This window comes from Aeromonas ichthyocola (genome assembly GCF_046087985.1).
GTDB classification, from domain to species: Bacteria; Pseudomonadota; Gammaproteobacteria; order Enterobacterales; family Aeromonadaceae; genus Aeromonas; species Aeromonas rivipollensis.
In genome coordinates this window covers 70,146-84,212 of record NZ_JBJSWH010000003.1, presented here as the reverse complement: position 1 = coordinate 84,212, position 14,067 = coordinate 70,146, and the positions used below count along the sequence as shown (strand labels likewise).

9 protein-coding genes and 1 other RNA gene are annotated in these 14,067 nt (G+C 61.7%); 6 read left to right on the top strand and 4 right to left on the bottom strand.

What is annotated here, in order from left to right:
* Positions 1-59 precede the first annotated feature (59 nt).
* Both ACF2JD_RS09105 and fdhD read right to left on the bottom strand, forming a co-directional pair.
* Positions 60-2,357 carry an FdhF/YdeP family oxidoreductase gene (locus tag ACF2JD_RS09105; protein WP_440987242.1) on the bottom strand — a complete coding sequence of 766 codons (2,298 nt, stop codon included), beginning with the start codon at positions 2,355-2,357 and terminating at the stop codon, positions 60-62.
* Positions 2,341-3,126 (bottom strand): formate dehydrogenase accessory sulfurtransferase FdhD, encoded by a 786-nt coding sequence (gene fdhD / locus ACF2JD_RS09100; protein WP_440987241.1) that lies wholly within the window; start codon positions 3,124-3,126, stop codon positions 2,341-2,343. The genes ACF2JD_RS09105 and fdhD overlap by 17 nt, the downstream gene beginning before the upstream one ends.
* 161 nt (positions 3,127-3,287) lie before the next feature.
* On the opposite strand from fdhD, the gene ACF2JD_RS09095 reads away from it, so the two are divergent.
* On the top strand, positions 3,288-4,166 hold the full coding sequence (locus ACF2JD_RS09095) for a LysR family transcriptional regulator (RefSeq protein WP_111912071.1): 879 nt from the start codon (positions 3,288-3,290) through the stop codon (positions 4,164-4,166).
* Between the two features lie 106 nt (positions 4,167-4,272).
* Here the strand turns inward: ACF2JD_RS09095 and ACF2JD_RS09090 are convergent, their stop codons facing one another.
* Entirely contained in the window at positions 4,273-7,566 is a 3,294-nt protein-coding gene (locus ACF2JD_RS09090; protein WP_440987240.1) for an ImpA family metalloprotease, read from the bottom strand.
* A 546-nt stretch (positions 7,567-8,112) separates the two neighbouring features.
* Between ACF2JD_RS09090 and ytfQ the strand changes: the two genes are divergently transcribed.
* The 4 genes from ytfQ (at position 8,113) to yjfF (ending at position 12,697) form a co-directional block, all read left to right on the top strand.
* The gene (gene ytfQ / locus ACF2JD_RS09085; RefSeq protein WP_425933923.1) at positions 8,113-9,072 is read left to right on the top strand and encodes a galactofuranose ABC transporter, galactofuranose-binding protein YtfQ; all 960 of its coding nucleotides are present in this window, start codon (positions 8,113-8,115) and stop codon (positions 9,070-9,072) included.
* Between the two features lie 89 nt (positions 9,073-9,161).
* Positions 9,162-10,670 (top strand): sugar ABC transporter ATP-binding protein, encoded by a 1,509-nt coding sequence (locus ACF2JD_RS09080; RefSeq protein ID WP_429167007.1) that lies wholly within the window; start codon positions 9,162-9,164, stop codon positions 10,668-10,670.
* Position 10,671: 1 nt separating this feature from the next.
* On the top strand, positions 10,672-11,694 hold the full coding sequence (gene ytfT, locus ACF2JD_RS09075; protein ID WP_139745869.1) for a galactofuranose ABC transporter, ATP-binding protein YtfT: 1,023 nt from the start codon (positions 10,672-10,674) through the stop codon (positions 11,692-11,694).
* Positions 11,687-12,697, top strand: coding sequence for a galactofuranose ABC transporter, permease protein YjfF (gene yjfF / locus ACF2JD_RS09070; protein ID WP_440987239.1), 1,011 nt, complete (start codon positions 11,687-11,689; stop codon positions 12,695-12,697). Before ytfT ends, yjfF begins: the two co-directional genes overlap by 8 nt.
* Positions 12,698-13,048: 351 nt before the next feature.
* Here yjfF and ffs read toward each other — a convergent pair.
* An RNA gene (gene ffs / locus ACF2JD_RS09065) (signal recognition particle sRNA small type) lies at positions 13,049-13,133 on the bottom strand.
* A 328-nt stretch (positions 13,134-13,461) separates the two neighbouring features.
* Here ffs and ACF2JD_RS09060 point away from each other — a divergent pair.
* Positions 13,462-13,731 carry a hypothetical protein gene (locus tag ACF2JD_RS09060; RefSeq protein WP_408864556.1) on the top strand — a complete coding sequence of 90 codons (270 nt, stop codon included), beginning with the start codon at positions 13,462-13,464 and terminating at the stop codon, positions 13,729-13,731.
* The last annotated feature ends 336 nt before the right edge of the window (positions 13,732-14,067 follow it).

Sequence of the window (14,067 nt, the reverse complement as noted above, 5' to 3'; positions counted from 1 at the left end):
CTGGTGAATAGCGGGCATGAAAAAACCCCTGCCTGGGCAGGGGTTCGGAGCGCGGATGCTTACAGATTGACGGCGAGGCTGGTCACCGGCGCCCGGGTCGGCGTCACCAGCACGGGCACCGACTTGGAGGTGGGGGTGAAGGATCCCTCCCCTATGCTGTCGATGGCGACCAGGGGGTTGGTCTCCGGGTAGTAGGCGGCGATGTTGCCCCTGGGGATCTCGTAGAAGATCACGCTAAAGCCGCGCACCACCCGCTCGCGCCCGTCGTTGCAGATGGCGGTCATGTCCACCTGCTGCTCCTCGGCCAGCCCCAGGCGACGGGCATCCTCCTCGTTCATGAAGACCACGTTGCGCCGCCCCTTGATGCCGCGGTAGCGATCGTCCATGCCATAGATGGTGGTGTTGTACTGATCGTGGGAGCGCAGGCTCTGGAGCAGCAGCACGGGCTCGCCCACCATCTGCTCCGCGTGGCTGGTGCACTCGGGCAGGATGGAGTCCGGCAAGCGGCTCGCCCGAAATTCGGCGCGCCCGCTCGCGGTATTCCAGCGCAGCAGGGCGGCGCCGTTCTCCAGGTGGAAGCCGCTGGGCTCCTCGATGCGGCGGTTGAAGTCGTCAAAGCCGGCTATGGTCTCGGCGATGAGGTTGCGCAGCAGGGCGTAGTCGTCCCGCAGGGCCAGCCAGTCCACCCGCTCGCTGCCGAGCGTCGCCTCGGCCATGCGCGCGACTATGTCGATCTCCGAGAGACACAGCGGCGAGACCGGCTCGTTCATGCCGGTGGAGGCGTGCACCATGCTGAAGGTATCTTCCACGGTGATCTTCTGGATGCCGCTGCGCTGCAGATCGAGCTCGGTGCGGCCGAGGCAGGGCAGGATCAGGGCATCCTTGGATACCATGAGATGGCTGCGGTTGAGCTTGGTGCTGATCTGCACGTTGAGCTCGCTCTTGCGCATCGCCTCATAGGTGAAGTCGGTGTCCGGCGCCGCAGCTGCCAGGTTGCCCCCAAGGCAGACGAGCACCTTGCTCTTGCCGCCGTGCAGGGCCTTGAGCGCCTCGTAGACATTGTGCCCCGGCGTGCGCTTGAGGCCCACCGGGAAGCGGCGCTCCAGGCGGTCGATAAAGGCGGCGTTGGGTTTCTCGTTGATCCCCATGGTGCGGTTGCCCTGCACGTTGCTGTGGCCGCGCACCGGGCAGAGCCCCGCCCCCGGCTTGCCGAGCTGACCGCACATCAGGTGCAGGTTGACGATTTCGCGGATGGTGTCGACCGAGTGCTTGTGTTGGGTGATCCCCATGGCCCAGCAGCTGATCACGCTCTCGCTCTGGGCGAAGATCCTGGCCGCTTGGACGATCTCCTCCCGGCTGAGCCCGGATTGCGCCTCGATCTGCTCCCAGTCGGTGGCCTTCACCTTGGCAAGATAGTCATCAAAGTGCGCCGTGTGCTGCTCGATGAAGGCGAGATCGATGCGGCCCCCCTCCTCTTCCAGGATGTATTTCGCCATGCCGCGAATCGCCGCCATGTCACCGCCAAGTTTCGGCGTGAGGTACTGGTGGCTGATGCGGGTGGCCGCCGGGGTCAGCAGCTCCGCCGGGCTCTGGGGGCTGGCGAAGCGCTCCAGCGCCACCTCTTTCAAGTTGTTGAAGGTGACTATCTGGCAGCCCTGGCGCGCCGCCTTGCGCAGGGCATTCATCATGCGCGGGTGGTTGGTGCCCGGGTTCTGGCCGAAGACGAAGATAGCCTTGGCGGCGTCGAAGTCATCGAGCACCACAGTGCCCTTGCCCACCCCGACGGACTGGATGAGCCCCACCCCGCTCGCCTCGTGGCACATGTTGGAGCAGTCCGGGAAGTTGTTGGTGCCATAGAGACGGCCGAACAGCTGATAGAGGTAGGAGGCCTCATTGCTGGCGCGGCCCGAGGTGTAGAACTCCACCTCGTCGGGGCTCGCCAGGCTCTTGAGCTTTTCCGCGATGAGGGCAAAGGCCTGGTCCCAGCTTATCGGCTCGTAATGATCGCTGGCCGGGTTGTAGCGCAGGGGCTCGGTCAGTCGGCCCTGATACTCGAGCCAATAGTCGCTCTGGGCAGAGAGGCGGCGCACCGAATGCTCGGCAAAGAAGGCTGCCCCCACCGTCTTGCCGGTGGACTCCCAGGCCACCGCCTTGGCGCCGTTCTCGCAAAACTGGAAGGCCCCCTGCTTGTTGTCCCCCCAGGCGCAGCCCGGGCAGTCGAAGCCGTCGGTCTGGTTGACCCGCAGCAGGTTCTTGATGTTCTGCCGGGTCTTCTGGCTCTGCAGCACCCGCTTGAAGGTGGACTGCAGGGAGGAAAAGCCGCCGGCCTTGGCCGGTTTCTCAATATGACTGGACATGGGAGTCTCCGAACTGATCCTGGGCGCGGGGGCTGGCATAGCAGACCGGGGCATCGGATCTGGGCACATGAATGAGGGTCAGGTTGTATTTCAGGGCCAGTCGTACCGCGAGCTGGCTGGGAGAAGCAAGGCTGATGAGGTGGGCGGCGCCAAATTGCACCGCCTTGTGAATGAGTTCGCTGCCGCAGCGGCTGGTGATGACCAGGGTGGCGGCCTGCGCGGGCTGGCGCAGTTGCATGCCGATGAGCTTGTCCAGGGCATTGTGGCGGCCTATGTCTTCCCGGCAGGCCAGGATCTCGCCGCGATCATTCAGTGCCAGGGCGGCATGGAGGGCGCCGCTCTGGCGAGCCTTGCTCTGCCAGGGGGCGATGCGCTCCCGCAAGTCCCGCAGACGCGCGGTATCCAAGGGGGCGCCCGGGGTCAGGGGGGTCAACTCGGGAAGCGCATGCTCTATGGCCTCCACCCCGCAGATACCGCAGCCGCTCGCCCCGGCCAGGCGACGCTTGCGCTGGCCAAGCGCAGCCAGGCAGCGGTTGGCGATGGTGATGTCGAGCACCACGCCGTGCTCCGAGGGGGTGATCTGGATGTCGTGCACATCGTGATTGCCCCCTATGATGCCCTCGCCAAACAGGAAGCCGATGGCGAAGTCGTCGAGATCATCCGGGGTGGCCATCATGACGGCGTGGTTGATGCCATTGATGTTGACGGACACGGCCACCTCTTCCACCAGCTCATCCAGCCTGGGCAACCGTGAATTGAATGGGATCATGCGAGACGCTTATAACGTGTATTCGGGCCTCAAGTTTAGATAAGTCGCTCCCCCAAAACCAATGAAACAAATCTATTCACCGATAGAAAACCTCTATTGCCATTACGATGTCGATTGATTAACTTTGTCAGCCATCCTCCACGCCAGGCGCTTCCTCTTCGATGAACATCAAGCAGTTGCACTATTTTTACGAGCTGGCCCAGCACCGCCACTTCGCCAAGGCGGCCAAGGCCTGCTTCATCACCCAGCCGACCCTGTCCGCCAGCATCACGGCGCTGGAAAAATCCCTCGGCACCGAGCTGGTGGTGCGCAACAGCCAGTTCGTGGCGCTGACCCAGGCGGGGGAAGTGGTGCTGCGCCACGCCGAGCGCATGCTGCTGGAGCAGGACGCCATGCGCCAGGAGCTGAGCCTGTTTGGCGGCGCCCTCTCGGGGGTCCTGCGCATCGGCATGGTGCCCCAGTCGAGCATCGACATCATGCCACTGCTCAAGCGCTTCAACGACGCCTTCCCCAAGGTCAGCCTGCGCCTGTCAGTGATGACCCACGCCACCCTGCTCGAGCAGCTGGATCTGCACCAGACCGACATCGGCCTCGGCTTTGACGAGCTGCTCACCGAACATCAGCGCCGCGCCCTCGACGTCCAGTTGCGCCACCCCAATCCCATGGCGCTGCTGGGGCCCCTGCCCCCGCACCTCTCCCCGAGCCAGCCCCTGAGGCTGGCGGACTTGCAGGATCTCCCCCTGATACTGCCGAGCGCCACCATGCAGTTTCGTCGCTATTTCGACGAGGCCGCCGCCCGCCAGCAGCTCAGCCTGCGGGTGGTGCTGGAGACCGACTCCCTGTTCCACCTGGCCAACGGGGTGAGCCACGGCCTCGGCTGCGCCGTGGTCAGTGCCGGCATCGCCGCCACCGCCCATCAGCTCTTCAAACTGCCCTGCCAACCCCTGGTCGATGCGAGCGCCGGCACCATCGCCTTCATCACCCGCAAGCACAGCGTCACCCCGGCCATGAAGGCCTTTCTCGGCCTGCTGAGGACCTGAGTCCCCCCGCAGGGCTACGAGGCTCAACGCGAGTTAAGCCCGCCTTCTGCGGCCGACAAGCCTGTGCTGGCCAAGAAAAAACGCCCCTGAGGGCGTTTTTTCTTTATTAGGGAACAGGACAGCTGGCCGGCGATCCCTGGTCGCGAGGCCAGAGGGTGCTGCCATCCGTACTTGAGAGGGGCAGGAATGTCAGCCCCTCGCTCATGTTGGCGGGCGGGAGATCGTCCTCCAGCACGTACATCCCCATGGGCAGGACGCCCGAGGGCTGGTTCGCCTGCACCTGAGCGGCGGCAAGCGTCGAGTAGCGCAGACCCAGCAGATCGAAGTGGCTGCGCCAGTCCAGGCCGGTTAGCCTGCCGAGGGCAACCAGCATGAAATCGTTGCCCGGTATGTCTCTCACCTGCTTGCCGCCATAGACCCCATGCCCCTGGAAGGGGAAGAGGCCAAAGCCGAGCCTGTCCCTGTTGGCATTCCAGTCGCTCTCGTTGTCGGCAACGGCGCCGAAGATCCGTGAATGCTGGTAGAGCAGGGTGAAGATATTGAAGCCGTTGCTCAGGCGGGTGCCATCCGCCAGCCTCATGCCGTGGGCGCGCAGCGCCATCTGGATATAAAATGCCATGCGATAGCCGTTGTGGATCGCATAGGCATTGCTCTGCCAGGGCGCCTCGTAGCGGCTCTCCCCCGCATCCAGCACCTTGCAGTTGGCCCCCAGCACCACCCGGTTGCCGCTCTTATCCTTCACCCCGGCCGCGTCGGACATGAAGGCGTAGAACAGATCCTTGTGATTCATGTGACCATCTTTGATGGGCGCCTGGTTGCCGTCGCGCAGATAGTGGGCCTGCCACTTCACCACATAGGGGAAGATGTTGTTGGAGTTCTCCCCGGCCCGGCTGCCATAGCCGCGCCAGTTGTCGGCATCGCTGGCGGCGGCATAATGCACATTCAGGCGCTGGGTTTGCAGGTTGTGCCCCAGCTCGTGATTGTCCAGCCAACCGGTCGGGCTGATGCTGCCGGAAGAGTCCCAGGGGTTACCGCTGCAGCCGACCCCGCAATGGGCATTCTGGTCGTAGTTGGCGTGCTGGATGATAGTGCGGGTATGCAGTGATTCGTCGAGACACTGATCCCCCAGCAGCGCGACACAGGCGCGCCTGACCTCGTCAGGCAGCGACTCCTCCAGGCGCTTGCCCTGGATCTTGAAGCCCGCCAGGGTATAGACGCTGTTGATATGATCCCGGGAGATGCTCTCCAGCAGGGCATCGGTGTCGGCAATGGTCCCCCCGATGGCCCCGGTGAAGCGATCCCGCCGCAGATGCTGCTCGGCGCCATCGGCCCTGAGATCGACATGGGGCAGCTCGGTCTGCTCCAGCCGCTCGTTGAAGTCCCGGATCTGTTGCTCATCACTGAAGTCCAGGATGGCTGGATGGCGGGTCACGCCGGTGGCGGTCACCTCCACTTGCAGCGCCCCGTCTCCCCCCTCCAGATAGAGATAGACAGGGCCCCCATAGGGCGAGGTGAAGCTGACGCTGTCGCCCTTGTTCAGAGGAAGCCGCCCGCTGGCCAACTCCAGCGGCGCCCGATAGACCTTCTGCTCATAGGCCCTGTTGGTGTTGGGTCTGTGGTAATTGAGCCGAATGGTAGCGGAAACATCCGCGGTATCCGTGCGACTCAGGGTAATACGCTGCCCCGGCAGGGCATACCAGCCCGTCGAGGTCCACTGCCCGGAATAGGGCACCGAGATGCGGCGGCTGTCGCTGATGACGGCGGGATAGGCGTAATGGGCCTGATCTCCCTTGAACACCTGGCTGCGATCGACGACGTACTCCCCCAGATCCGGCTGGGCCAGGTTGCGAACACGGGCATAGCTCACCAGCCAGTCGGCAAACATCGCCCGCTGCCAGGCCTGATGCTCGTCCCAGGCGATGGGGTAATCGATGGCGGCGCGGTATTTGTCGGCCAGCAGCAGGCTGGCCGGCAACAGTGCCAAGCCGCCGCGGGCGAAGGGGCTGATCCCCGCCTTGTCCAGGGTGATGGCGGCATTCCTGAGCCAGTCGGCGCCGCTCTTGAACTGCAGATTGAACTCATCGACACCGCCGCAGTTGAGGAAGTTGCCGCTGCAGGCATCCAGCCATTGGGTGCTGAATTCCCCCTCCTTAAGGTTGCTCAGCAGCGTATCGACCGCCATCAGCTGGGGATCTGGCGCCATGATGGTGCTCGCCGCCAGATTGCTGACCTTGAGCTTCGACCAGTAGTTGCCCCAGGTCACCAGCCCCATCTCCAGATAGAGGGGCGCCAGCAAGGGGCTCGCCTCTCGCCGGTAGTTGGAGAGCAGCAGCGGGATCCCGGCGGCCTTCGCCTTGGCGATGGCCTGGGCTATGCCCTGGTATCCCAGCCCCTGGCGATCGAGGTCGCTTATCACGATAAGATCCGGCGCCATGCGGTCGATGCAGGCGCCGAGGGCCTGATAATCGCACTCATCGGCCTGGTTGATGCTGTGCGCGTCCGGATACATGGCCTTGAGCCAGTCCCGGATCCCCTCGTTATGGGGGAAATACCAGCTGTCGGCGCGACTCGGCACCTGGGCGGTCAGGATGCGAAGACCATCGTCATCACTATCCCTCCCCCGGGTCAGCCAGCCGATCAGACCCTTGAGCAGTGCCTCGCTCTGGGGTGTGCGATCCACCGCAAACAGATTCGCCCCCATGGCTGCCCGGCGATAGTCATCTTGCTCGGAGACCATCACCAGGCCGCGGATCTCGCTCTCCCCCTTGCCATTGATGTTGGAGGGAAGCAGGGTCACGGTGTTTTCGGGTTGGAAGCTGGAGAAGGTGATGGAGTCGTGGCTCGGGTTCCAGCTGATGGCCCCCAGACCCTGATAGAGGGTGCGGACCAATTCGGTGCGACGCGCCTCGCTGTCGGCGATGGCGCCACGGGCATGGGCGATCAGCTCCACGTCGCTGGCGAGGGCGTGATCCTCACGGGCAATGGCATGGGCGGCATGCTTGATGAAGCGAGCCGACACCTGACAATCGGCGCCCATGGGGCCTGTGATGTAGTCGTGACCCTGCAGGGTGCCGTCACAGCCCTCTATGCGCTCCAGCACGAAGCCGGCGTCGGGCGCTAGGGTGAAACGCCCCCGCTCACCGGCGCTCAGGCGCAGGCTGGCCGGGCTCAGCCGCCCACCCTGGCTGCTCTGGGTGGTGGCCTCGAAATAGACGGGGGCTGTCTCCTGAGTGAAGCTCGCCGAGACCTGGCAATCGCCGCGCATGGGGCCCGTGGTATAGGTGAGGCCGTCCAGCGTCCCCTCACAACCCGCAATCTGCGCCAACACATAACCGGCGTCGGGTGCTACGGTGAAACTGCCCTGCTCACCGGCGCTTAGGCGCAGGCTGACCGGGCTCAACTGCCCACCCTGGGTACTCTGGGTGGATGCCTCGAAATACGTTGTTATCGTGGGGGGAATGGCATCGTCTTTCCCGCCCTCTCCACCCCCGCATCCGTTCATGGCAAGGGCCAGCAAGGGTGTGAGAATGACTCTTCTCATCTTCTATCCTCCTCTCTACCAGGCTGTTTGGGGCGGGCAGTGTAGGGGGCGTGCTGCGTAATTTCAACCCTGAACGAATCCCATTTTAGGCTCCGACCAACCGGGATCGCCTTCCCTCGCCTGGCGGCACTTCATTCCCCCGGGGCGGTCTACCCCGCAAGAGAATGACAGCCCCTTCCATGACGGGCCGGACACCATGGCTTTCGGAATAAATATGCACATAAATCAGCATAAGCATGGCGCCATATATGAACTTGTCTGCTGTTTGTATGAAGCATCATGCTGCTGAAATTTTTCTGTGAGCCACCTCCCGTCGTTAAACCCAAGAGCCTATAACCTTGACCCGTACAATAAAAACCTGACGCGTTCCGGTTTATTTCACCATGCATCACAAAGGAGTGTCACATGTATAAGAAAGTGAAACTGGCGGGCATTATCAGCACCCTTATTCTCTCTGCCTCTGCATATTCTGCCGAGATGACGGTGGGCTTCTCTCAAATAGGCTCTGAATCCGGTTGGCGGGCAGCGGAAACCTCGGTCGCCAAGACGGAAGCACAGAAACGCGGCATCACCCTGAAAATTGCCGATGCCCAGCAAAAACAGGAGAACCAGATCAAGGCCATCCGCTCCTTCATTGCCCAGGGGGTCGATGCCATCTTTATTGCCCCTGTGGTGCAGACCGGCTGGGATCCGGTATTGCAGGAGGCGAAAGAGGCCGAGATCCCGGTGTTCCTGCTGGATCGCAACATCACGGTGAAAGATGACGCCCTCTTCATGACCGGGGTCGCCGCAGACAGCGTCCACGAAGGGGCAGTGGCGGCCCAGTGGCTCATCAAGCAGCAGGATGGCAAGGCCTGCAACGTGGTTGAATTGCAAGGCACAGTGGGGGCCAGCGTGGCGCTGGATCGCAAGAAGGGCTTCCTCGATACGGTGGCGGCCGTACCCACCATCAAGATCATCCGCACCCAGTCCGGCGACTTCACCCGCAGCAAGGGCAAGGAGGTGATGGAGAGCTTCATCAAGGCGGAAAATAACGGCAAGAATATTTGCGCCGTCTACGCCCACAACGACGACATGGCCATAGGCGCCATCCAGGCCATTAAAGAGGCCGGGCTGAAACCGGGCAAGGATATCAAGATCATCTCCATCGATGGGGTGCCGGATATTTTCAAGGCGATGATGGCCGGCGAAGCCAATGCCTCGGTGGAATTGACGCCAAATATGGCAGGCCCAGCCTTCGATGCCCTGCTGGCCTATAAGAAGGATGGCGCCCTGCCCCCCAAACATATCAAGACGGAGTCTATTCTGTTCGAGCCTGCCAGTGCCGAGGCCCAGCTCGAGCTGAAAAAAGACATGGGATATTAATGCCGCTCGCCCGCTGAGCCTGCCAGTTGAATAAGACGCCATATCGGCTGGGTTGCGATATGGCGTGTTATATCGGAGAGCCTCTATTCATGTCAGAAAACACTCAGGATGTCCTGTTGAACGCCCGCGGGATCTGCAAGACCTTTCCCGGGGTGCGTGCCCTGCATCAGGTGGACTTCTCCCTGCGAAGGGGGGAGATCATGGCGCTGCTCGGCGAGAACGGCGCCGGCAAGTCCACCCTGGTCAAAACCCTCACCGGCGTCTATCAGCCCGACGGCGGGCGCATCGAACTCGATGGCGTCCCCATCTCCCCCACGAACACCGCCCATGCCCAGCGCCTGGGGATTGGCACCGTCTATCAGGAGGTCAACCTGCTGCCCAACATGTCGGTGGCAGACAACCTCTTCATCGGCCACGAGCCCCGCCGTTTCGGTTTCATCGACAGAGCCGCCATGGCCCGGCAGGCCCAGACCATCATGGCAGGATACGGCTTCGAGATGGATGTCTCCCTGCCCCTCGGTCACTATTCGGTCGCCATGCAGCAGATAGTGGCCATCGCCAGGGCCATCTCACTGTCGGCCAAGATCCTCATCCTCGATGAACCCACCGCCAGCCTGGATGCCAGCGAGGTGCAGATGCTCTTCTCCCTCATGGGGAACCTGCGAGATCAGGGAGTGAGCCTCATCTTCATCACCCATTTTCTCGATCAGGTCTACGCCATCAGCGATCGCATCACTGTGCTGCGCAACGGCGAGCTGGTCGGCACCCGCGACACGGCCGCGCTGCCGCAACTGGATCTGGTCAAGATGATGCTGGGGCACGAGCTTGACGAAAACGCCCTCAAGCGGGCCGGCAAGACACTGCGCAGCAACCAGCCCACGGTGTCGTTCAGGGGTTATGGCAAGCGCGGGGTCATAGCCCCCTTCAGTCTCGACGTCATGCCCGGGGAGATAGTGGGTCTGGCCGGCCTTCTCGGGTCCGGTCGCACCGAGACCGCCGAGCTGATGTTCGGCATAGTGCCAAGAGACAGTGGCGAGTGCCGGGTGCGGGGCAAGCCGGTGACCATCCGCAGTGCGCGTCAGGCCGCCGCCAATGGCTTTGGCTTCTGCCCGGAGGATCGCAAGAGCGCCGGCATCATCGCCTCGGCCTCGGTGCGCGAAAACATGATGCTGGCCCTGCAAGCCCAGCGGGGCTGGCTGCGCCCCTTGCCCCGCAAGGAGCAGGACGAGATCACCGCCCGCCTCATCGAGCAGCTGGCCATCAAGACCCCGGGGCCGGAGCAGCCCATCCAGTTTCTGTCAGGGGGAAACCAGCAGAAGGTGTTGCTGGCCCGCTGGCTGCTGACCAAGCCGCAATTCCTGATCCTGGACGAACCCACCCGGGGCATAGACGTGGGGGCCCATGCCGAGATCATCCGCCTCATCGAATCCCTCTGCGCCAACGGGCTGGCCCTGCTGGTCATCTCCTCTGAGCTCGAGGAGCTGGTGGGCTATGCCGATCGGGTGATAGTCCTGCGCGACAGAAAACAGGTGGCAGAGCTTGCGACGGACGCCCTCAGCGTCCCTGCCATCATGAACGCCATTGCATGCGAGGCCTGATATGACGTCATCCACCCTCCCCCTTCCTGGCGGGCCGGCGCGCCCCCGCAGAGCCCTGCCCACGGGCACGGCCCAATGCACAGCCCTGCTCTGCGTACTGCTCATCAACGCCCTGGTCGCCGACAACTTCTTCGCCATCCATGTCCAGGATGGGCGGCTGTTTGGCAGCCTCATCGACATACTCAACCGCTGCGCCCCTGTGGCCCTGCTCTCCCTCGGCATGACGCTGGTGATCGCCACCGGCGGCATCGACCTGTCGGTGGGGGCAGTGATGGCCATCAGCGGGGCCACCATGGCCAGCCTGGCCACCGGCGGTCACAGCCTGCCGGTCATCGTCGCCTCAGTGCTTGGGGTGGGTCTCTTGTGCGGCCTGTGGAACGGCTTGCTGGTGGCGGTGTTCAAGATCCAGCCCATAGTCGCCACCCTGATCCTCATGGTGGCGGGCCGGGGCATAGCCCAGCTCATCACAGAGGGGCAGATCATCACCTTCAACAACGAGGCCCTGGCCTGGATCGGCAGCGGCGCCCTCTTCTATCTGCCCACCCCTGTCATCATCACCCTGGGAATGGCGCTGCTGCTCTGGCTGCTGACCAAGCGCACCGCCCTCGGCCTCTTCATCGAGGCGGTAGGGATCAACATCAAGGCCGCCAAGAACGCCGGGCTCAACACCCCCATGGTGGTGATCGCCACCTACCTGCTGAGCGGCATCATGGCCGCCGTCGCCGGCATGATAGTCGCCGCCGACATCCGCGGGGCTGATGCCAACAACGCCGGGCTCTGGCTGGAGATGGACGCCATCCTGGCGGTGGTGATAGGGGGCACCTCCCTGATGGGGGGACGCTTCAACCTCGCCCTCTCCCTGATCGGCATACTGATCATCCAGGGGGTGAACACAGGTATCCTGCTCTCCGGCTACCAGCCCCAGTGGAACCAGATCGTCAAGGCCATGGTGGTGCTGGCGGTGCTCGTCATGCAGTCGCCGGCCCTCAACCACCTGTTCCAGCGAGGGACTCGCCATGTTTAAACGCAACCTGCCCCTGATGGTGACCATCATGGTCTTCGTGCTGGGCTATCTGCTCTGCCTGGCCTCCTTCCCCGCCTTCATGTCCACCCGCATCATCTGCAACATACTGACGGACAACGCGTTTCTGGGCATAGTGGCGGTCGGCATGACCTTCGTCATCCTCTCTGGGGGCATCGATCTGTCGGTGGGCGCCGTCATCGCCTTCACCGGCGTGCTGCTGGCCAAGCTTATCGGGGATCTGGGGGTCAGCCCGCTGCTGGCCATCCCCCTGGTGCTGGTGCTCGGCGCCGGCTTCGGCGCCCTGATGGGCTGGCTCATCGACACCCTGAAGATCCCTGCCTTCATCATCACCCTGGCGGGCATGTTCTTCCTGCGAGGGGCCAGTTTCCTCATCTCGGAGCAGTCCCTGCCCATCGATCACCCCAGCTTCACCTACCTGTCGAGCCTGTCGTGGAAGATACCGGGAGGCGGTCGCTTGAGCCTGCTGGCCCTCATCATGCTGGCGGTGGTGGTCTTCGGCATACTGCTCGCCAACCGCACCCGCTTTGGCAACAACGTCTATGCCATCGGCGGCAACGCCACCTCGGCGGCCCTGATGGGGATCTCGGTGCGCCACACCACCATCCGCATCTACCTGCTCTCCACCACACTGGCGACCCTGGCGGGCATAGTGTTCGCGCTCTACACCTCGGCGGGCTATCCCCTCGCCGCCGTCGGGGTGGAGCTCGATGCCATCGCCGCCGTGGTCATCGGCGGCACCCTGCTGAGCGGTGGGGTCGGCACCGTCTTCGGCTCCCTGTTCGGGGTGCTGATCCAGGGCTTGATCCAGACCTACATCAACTTCGACGGCACCCTTAGCTCCTGGTGGACCAAGATCATCATAGGCCTGCTGCTGTTTTGCTTCATCGCCCTGCAGCGCCTGCTGATCCTGGTATCGGAACACCGCAAGGCCAACAACGCCACCCCCTTCAAGCGGCAAATCCCCGTCGCCCCCCTTGAGTGAAACAGCCATCGGGCCCGCCATGCGCGGGCCAGATGACATGCCCGCAGGACGCATTGAGCCGGCCTCACGCCACGCTGTTCAGAACCGCAGACCAAGACGCCGGGGTTCCCCGACGACGTATCAAATAGTGGGCATGCAGACGATGGCCAGACGCCATGGTGACATCGCAGATGAATGCCAAAAGAAGAAAAACAGGATCACAACAAGGCTAAGACGGAACGAAAAGCACAACAGAGGCAATGCGGAGAAAATGGCGAGTATCTACTGGTCCACACAGAGTAGATGACCAGAGGTCTAGAGGGGTATAGGAGGCTAACTTATTGAATTGCAGAAACAGGTGGTGGCCCCACCAGCCACATCCCGGCACTCGAGTCCCCCGCCTTGGCTGCTACCTTCCGGTCCTGACCAGGTTGACGAGTTATCAATGCGAGCCCAAATAAATCAGGCACTTAGGGATGGCGTGGTTGCCATCAACATGATTTCTAAAGTCAAAATTTAACAACCAACCCGACCAAGGTAATCCACATGAAGTGGAGTAGCTATAAGGGCAATTGAGGAGCCAATGATAACTACCCTCCCCCAATGCTTCAAGCCAATGAAGAATAGACGTAGTAAACCAACGTAAAACAGCTCCGCAGATGTAGAGAAACTAGTAATAAAAAGCCCACTGGAAATCCATTCGTCTGAAGGATGTTGTGAAGAGGATCAAGTAACTATGAGAGAGCTTTCAGCATAATAAATTCCAAAGTGAATCGGAGACTTCTATGCGTATTCTAAGTGCTAGCTTATTTGCCCTTCTTGTCGTGTTTGGATTGCCTGTTGCTGTCGCGTCTGAAGATTCAGAAGAGTGCGTTCAAGCAAGAGAAGAGGCTGAGAGCGCGGCAGACGTTCTTGCAACAGCGGCGAACTCATTACATTCATGCGCAACAAATTTGGATCTTGAAGATGACTGTTCGTATGAGATGAGTAATGCGCAAAGTGCACATTCTGATTACGAATCTAGTGTTGCTGATGTCAGTAGTTACTGTGAATAACTTACCATTCTTGGAGACATCAGCACTCTTGGAGACATCAGCACTCCAAACAAGCACTGTTCAATAAGTAGTCAGAAAAATTCGTTCCAGCTCAGGCCGACTTGGTATTTCCCCAGTTTGTACAGATCTAGTCATCATTCGACCATCCTCTATTCCAACAACAGGGATGTGGAGATCCCCAGAGTATGGTGATCACCAAGTTTGAGAGCGCTGATAGGTATCTTATAGATAGGATTATTGGAATGGTCTTTATTGGTAATCATCTCTAGTCAGAACCGGCATTCATTCCAAGGAGCAAGCGATGTCAGGTCTGATAGAAGGTCTGGTAGAAGGTCT

What these genes read in the sequence shown, in the direction of transcription:
- fdhD (WP_440987241.1), bottom strand. Translation starts at nt 3,126, where the DNA reads ATGATCCCATTCAATTCACGGTTGCCCAGGCTGGATGAGCTGGTGGAA.
- ytfT (WP_139745869.1), top strand. Translation starts at nt 10,672, where the DNA reads ATGACGTCATCCACCCTCCCCCTTCCTGGCGGGCCGGCGCGCCCCCGC.
- ACF2JD_RS09060 (WP_408864556.1), top strand. Translation starts at nt 13,462, where the DNA reads ATGCGTATTCTAAGTGCTAGCTTATTTGCCCTTCTTGTCGTGTTTGGA.
- ytfQ (WP_425933923.1), top strand. Translation starts at nt 8,113, where the DNA reads ATGTATAAGAAAGTGAAACTGGCGGGCATTATCAGCACCCTTATTCTC.
- ACF2JD_RS09080 (WP_429167007.1), top strand. Translation starts at nt 9,162, where the DNA reads ATGTCAGAAAACACTCAGGATGTCCTGTTGAACGCCCGCGGGATCTGC.
- yjfF (WP_440987239.1), top strand. Translation starts at nt 11,687, where the DNA reads ATGTTTAAACGCAACCTGCCCCTGATGGTGACCATCATGGTCTTCGTG.
- ACF2JD_RS09105 (WP_440987242.1), bottom strand. Translation starts at nt 2,357, where the DNA reads ATGTCCAGTCATATTGAGAAACCGGCCAAGGCCGGCGGCTTTTCCTCC.
- ACF2JD_RS09095 (WP_111912071.1), top strand. Translation starts at nt 3,288, where the DNA reads ATGAACATCAAGCAGTTGCACTATTTTTACGAGCTGGCCCAGCACCGC.